This window comes from Mycobacterium sp. NAZ190054, assembly GCF_001545925.1.
Classification (GTDB): domain Bacteria; phylum Actinomycetota; class Actinomycetes; order Mycobacteriales; family Mycobacteriaceae; genus Mycobacterium.
On sequence record NZ_LMVQ01000276.1, the window covers coordinates 1 to 4,947 of the forward strand.

General features: G+C 66.7%; 6 protein-coding genes and 1 pseudogene. 4 read left to right on the forward strand and 3 right to left on the reverse strand.

Annotated features, from left to right (window positions below):
• Together ASJ79_RS34090 and ASJ79_RS18640 are read left to right on the forward strand one after the other, a co-directional pair.
• Positions 1-318 (forward strand): hypothetical protein (locus ASJ79_RS34090; RefSeq protein WP_156448522.1); only part of this gene is annotated, 318 nt, incomplete at its 5' end.
• 52 nt (positions 319-370) lie between these two features.
• Positions 371-1,009 (forward strand): ANTAR domain-containing protein, encoded by a 639-nt coding sequence (locus ASJ79_RS18640; protein WP_369803709.1) that lies wholly within the window; start codon positions 371-373, stop codon positions 1,007-1,009.
• Here ASJ79_RS18640 and ASJ79_RS18645 read toward each other — a convergent pair.
• Genes ASJ79_RS18645 through ASJ79_RS34100 form a run of 3 tightly spaced genes read right to left on the reverse strand, consistent with a single transcriptional unit; the run spans position 1,006 to position 1,828 of the window.
• Complete coding sequence (locus ASJ79_RS18645; protein ID WP_067958280.1) at positions 1,006-1,335, reverse strand: cupin domain-containing protein; 330 nt, start codon at positions 1,333-1,335, stop codon at positions 1,006-1,008. The two genes, ASJ79_RS18640 and ASJ79_RS18645, sit on opposite strands and share 4 nt — an antisense overlap.
• Before the next feature lie 40 nt (positions 1,336-1,375).
• The gene (locus ASJ79_RS34095; RefSeq protein ID WP_231750921.1) at positions 1,376-1,516 is read right to left on the reverse strand and encodes a hypothetical protein; all 141 of its coding nucleotides are present in this window, start codon (positions 1,514-1,516) and stop codon (positions 1,376-1,378) included.
• Positions 1,517-1,537: 21 nt separating this feature from the next.
• Positions 1,538-1,828 carry a hypothetical protein gene (locus ASJ79_RS34100; protein WP_231750922.1) on the reverse strand — a complete coding sequence of 97 codons (291 nt, stop codon included), beginning with the start codon at positions 1,826-1,828 and terminating at the stop codon, positions 1,538-1,540.
• A gap of 120 nt (positions 1,829-1,948) precedes the next feature.
• Between ASJ79_RS34100 and ASJ79_RS18650 the strand changes: the two genes are divergently transcribed.
• The gene (locus ASJ79_RS18650) at positions 1,949-4,186 is read left to right on the forward strand and encodes an NADP-dependent isocitrate dehydrogenase (protein WP_067958277.1); all 2,238 of its coding nucleotides are present in this window, start codon (positions 1,949-1,951) and stop codon (positions 4,184-4,186) included.
• A 99-nt stretch (positions 4,187-4,285) separates the two neighbouring features.
• Positions 4,286-4,947 (forward strand): annotated as a pseudogene (locus tag ASJ79_RS34105) (hypothetical protein); the annotation flags it as partial.

Consider the following 4,947-nt stretch of genomic DNA (forward strand, 5'->3'; position numbering starts at 1 on the left):
TGGCACGTGTTCGCCGCCGACCAGACCGGCATCGTGTTCAGCGACGCCACCGGCGTCGTCGGCGACAAGCGGATCCGCATCGACCTCGGGGCACTGCACATCATCGGCGACGGATTGGCCTGGGCCCGGCAGAGGTGGCAAATGCCGGCAACGCGATCGCGCTTCGCCGCCGGCGCCGCCGCTCTATGGTGGGGGGTGGTGACTTCGACCCGGCAGCTTCCGTCCTACAGGTGCCTGATCGGGAGAGGGAGGTTCCTCGATGGATCACCGTGCGCGCGCGAACGGGAAGCCCGGGCTGGTCGACGGCCCCCGGCCTGAGTTGTCGGATGAACGGCGGCATCTCTACGACGTGGTGGAGCTGGTCGACAGCATGCAATGTCAGGGCGTCCTCGACTTCGAGCCCGTCCTGAGGGAACTCAACGCGGTGACGGTCGATTCGGTGCCCGGAGCGCAGTACGCCTGCGTGACCGCGGTGGGGGACAGTATCGAGACGATGGCGGCGACCCACCCGTATCCCAGCCTGCTGGACGACGTTCAGCGTGAGGTCGGGGAGGGGCCCTGCCTGTCGGCCGCGTGGAGTCAGCACACCATCAGCGTCGAGAACCTCAGCACCGACATGCGCTGGCCCCGCTACCGGGACGCGGCGATACGGCGTACCCCGGTGCGGTCGATCCTGGCCTTCCGGCTGTACAACGACGGCAGGCGGGTCGCCGCGCTCAACCTCTACGCGGAATCGGCGCGCGCCTTCGACGAGGAATCGGTCGAGCTCGGTCTGATCTACGCCGCCCACATCACGGTGGCGTGGAACGCGATACGCCGTCAGCAACAGTTCCACAGCGCCCTGGCCAGCCGGGACATCATCGGTCAGGCCAAAGGCATGCTGATGGAGCGGTTCGGCATCAATGCGATCACCGCCTTCGAGCTGCTACGCAAGATCTCCCAGGAGTCCAACACCAAACTCGTCGATGTCGCCGAGCGGTTGGTCAACCTCGAGCACCCGGCAGGCTAGGGCAGCTTGGCGACGGTGAGCAGCAGCGAGGAATCCGCCAGCGCCACCACCGAGTGACGGGCGTCGGGGATGAACAACAGATCTCCGGTGCGGGCGTCCCACTGCTGGTCTCCGCACACCAGCCGCACGGAACCCTTGAGCACATACAGCGACGCCTCGCCGGGGTTCTCGTGCTCACCGAGTTCGGCGCCGGCGGGCATGCCGATCACCGTCTGCCGCAACACCCGCTCGTGGCCGCCCACCACGGTGTCGGCGGCGTTGCGGCCGGTGGCCATCGCCTTCTCCAGTTGCTGACGGGCCAGCGCTTCGATCGACACCTTCTGCATGACAGCCATTTGATCCGTGAAGTGTCGCAGCGTCAACCCATCAGAACGGGCGCACGCTCTGCACGCCGACCACGGCACCGTGCCCGGTCTTGTCGCTGGTGAAATGCAGCCCTGTCGGGGTCGTCAGGATGGTCGAGCCGAGTGCGCGATATGTCTTGTCCGCCAATGTCGTCGGCGCCACGGCACCGAGGTTGCCGTCCACTCAGGGCCCGCTGCCGTCGACGTGCTGCTGCCAGTTGGATCCGTCGGTCTCACATCCGATGAACGTCGTCTCGACGATGCACTGGGTGTCACCGGCGGCGGTCTGCACGACGACGTAGCCGTACTGATTCGGGGGGATCGTCTCGACCGCGCGGGCGCCACCGCCGCCGCGTTTGCCGCACCCTCGGGCGCGGGCGCCGGAGAACAGCCGGCCGCCAGCAGCCGCGGCCCTCCCGGCCGCAGCGCACCGGATCGGTGGCCAACCGTGACGGCACCGTGTCCCAACGGCCACACCCGGCCTGCCCGGGTGCCGGCTTAGCGCCCGTCCTACAGGTCCCCGGGACGGAGTGGTTGGATAGGCTTCGCCGGAGAGGTGCCTGACAACTGACCGAAACTGACGCGGGAGACCACAATGAGCGCCGAGCAGCCGTCCATCATCTACACGCTGACCGACGAGGCGCCGCTGCTTGCGACCTACGCCTTCCTGCCGGTGGTCCGCACCTTCGCCTCGGCCGCCGGCATCGACGTCAAGTCCAGCGACATCTCGGTGGCGGCACGCATCCTGGCCGAGTTCAGCGACCGCCTGCCCGACGAGAAGAAGGTGCCGGACAACCTGGCCGAACTCGGCGACCTGACGCTGCTGCCGGAGACCAACATCATCAAGCTGCCCAACATCAGCGCGTCGGTGCCCCAGCTGCTGGCCGCGATCAAGGAGCTCCGGGCCAAGGGTTACGACCTGCCGGACTACCCGGGTGACCCGAAGACCGACGAAGAGAAGGCGATCAAGGAGAAGTACGCCAAGGTGCTCGGCAGTGCGGTCAACCCTGTGCTGCGCCAAGGCAACTCAGACCGCCGCGCACCCAAGGCCGTCAAGGAGTACGCCCGTAAGCACCCGCACAGCATGGGCGAGTGGTCGCAGGCCTCGCGTACCCACGTCGCGACGATGAAGACCGGCGACTTCTACCACGGCGAGAAGTCGATGACCCTCGACAAGGACCGCAAGGTCAAGATGGTGTTGACCACCAAGAGCGGCGAGACGCTGGTGCTCAAGCCCGAGGTGGCCCTCGAGGAGGGCGACGTCATCGACAGCATGTTCATGAGCAAGAAGGCGTTGATCGCGTTCTACGAAGAGCAGATCGAGGACGCCTACAAGACCGGCGTGATGTTCTCGCTGCACGTCAAGGCGACCATGATGAAGGTCAGCCACCCGATCGTGTTCGGCCACGCGGTCAAGGTGTTCTACAAGGATGCGTTCGCCAAGCACGAGAAGCTCTTCGACGAGCTCGGCGTCAACGTCAACAACGGCATGTCCGATCTCTACGACAAGATCGAGTCGCTGCCCGCGTCGCAGCGCGAGGAGATCATCGAAGACATCCACCGCTGCCACGAGCACCGTCCCGAGCTGGCCATGGTCGACTCGGCCCGCGGCATCACGAACTTCCACTCGCCCAGCGACGTGATCGTCGACGCGTCGATGCCGGCGATGATCCGGCTCGGCGGCAAGATGTACGGCGCCGACGGCCGCACCAAGGACACCAAGGCCGTCAACCCGGAGTCCACGTTCTCCCGGATCTACCAGGAGATCATCAACTTCTGTAAGACCCACGGCCAGTTCGACCCGACGACGATGGGCACCGTCCCCAACGTCGGGTTGATGGCGATGAAGGCCGAGGAGTACGGCTCCCACGACAAGACGTTCGAGATCCCCGAGGACGGGGTCGCGGACATCGTCGACATCGACACCGGCGAGGTGCTGCTGAGTCAGAACGTCGAGGAGGGCGACATCTGGCGGATGCCGGTGGTCAAGGACGCCGCGATCCGCGACTGGGTCAAGCTCGCCGTCAACCGCGCCCGGCAGTCCGGCATGACCGCGGTGTTCTGGCTGGACGACGAACGTCCGCACGAGAACGAGCTGCGCAAGAAGGTGAAGACCTACCTCAAGGAGGAGGACACCGACGGTCTGGAGATCACGATCCTGCCGCAGGTGTGGGCGATGCGGTACACGCTGGAGCGGGTGATCCGCGGGCAGGACACCATCGCGGTCACCGGCAACATCCTGCGTGACTACCTGACCGACCTGTTCCCGATCCTCGAACTCGGCACCAGCGCCAAGATGCTCTCGATCGTGCCGTTGATGGCCGGTGGCGGCATGTACGAGACCGGCGCGGGCGGCTCCGCACCCAAGCACGTGAGCCAGCTGCTGGAGGAGAACCACCTGCGCTGGGACTCGCTCGGCGAGTTCCTGGCCCTGGGCGCATCCTTCGAGGACATGGGTGCCAAGTCCGGCAACAAGAAGGCCGAGCTGCTGGGCAAGACGCTGGACTCGGCGATCGGCAAGCTGCTCGACAACAACAAGAGCCCGTCACGCAAGGCGGGGGAGCTCGACAACCGCGGCAGCCAGTTCTACCTCGCGCTGTACTGGGCGCAGGAGCTCGCCGAACAGACCGAGGACAAGGAACTCGCCGAGCACTTCGCGCCGCTGGCCAAGACGCTGGCGGAGAAGGAGTCGACCATCGTCGACGAGCTCAACGCGGTCCAGGGGCAGAGCGTCGACATCGGCGGCTACTACTACCCGGACCCGGACAAGATCACCGAGGTCATGCGCCCCAGCGCGACATTCAACGAAGCACTGGAGGCCGCACGCAGCTGACCTGCGCGGTAGCCCGGAGATTTGACGCTGTGGCGTGCGTAACATCCTCAGCACACCTGCCGATAAAGGGCCAGCACCGGCAAACGTCTGGGAGTAGTCATGCACGTGGTACTGGGTTTGTCACTGACGTCGACGAGCGCTGTCTGGGTACTCGTCGACACCGATGACGGCAGCATCATCGCCGACGAGGTGGTCGCTCTGGACAGCGTCGACGAGGTCGCCACGGCAGCGGCGCGCAGCGTCCAGGCGTTCGCCGTGCGCAGTGAACGCGACATCGACGCCGTCCGGCTCGTCTGGGACGACGGCGACGCGGTGTCCCGCAAGCACGGCATCCGCCTGCGGACCAAACTGCGGCTCTTCGGCATCGACGACATCGCGACCGTCACCGAGGAGGCCGCCCGCGAGGGCAGGAACAGGACCGCCCGCCACATCGCCCCGCACCTGGTCCTGGCCTACGGCGCGGCGCGGGCAGCCACCGACGACGGCAGCGGCAGGGGCGTGTTCGGCCGGATCGCGGACAAGGTGGAGCTCGAGCGTGTCCGCGACGCGGTGCGCACCGCCGCGTCCGCGGTCCCGGGTGGAGTCCCCGGCCGGGCTGCCGCCGCGGCGTTCGTCGTGATGGTCGGTGGACTGGTCGCCCGCGCAGTGGCCGCGGCGTTCGACGGCGCGACGGTTTCGGTGGCCGTCACCGACGGTCTGTTCGACCTGAATCTTCATCAGCGCGGCATGCTCCGTCCGCTGCGCAGCGCCGAGATCTCGGA

Bases quoted from the DNA above. Each gene is read 5' to 3' on its own strand.
- ASJ79_RS18640 (WP_369803709.1), top strand. From the start codon at position 371: ATGCAATGTCAGGGCGTCCTCGACTTCGAGCCCGTCCTGAGGGAACTC.
- ASJ79_RS18645 (WP_067958280.1), bottom strand. From the start codon at position 1,335: ATGCAGAAGGTGTCGATCGAAGCGCTGGCCCGTCAGCAACTGGAGAAG.
- ASJ79_RS18650 (WP_067958277.1), top strand. From the start codon at position 1,949: ATGAGCGCCGAGCAGCCGTCCATCATCTACACGCTGACCGACGAGGCG.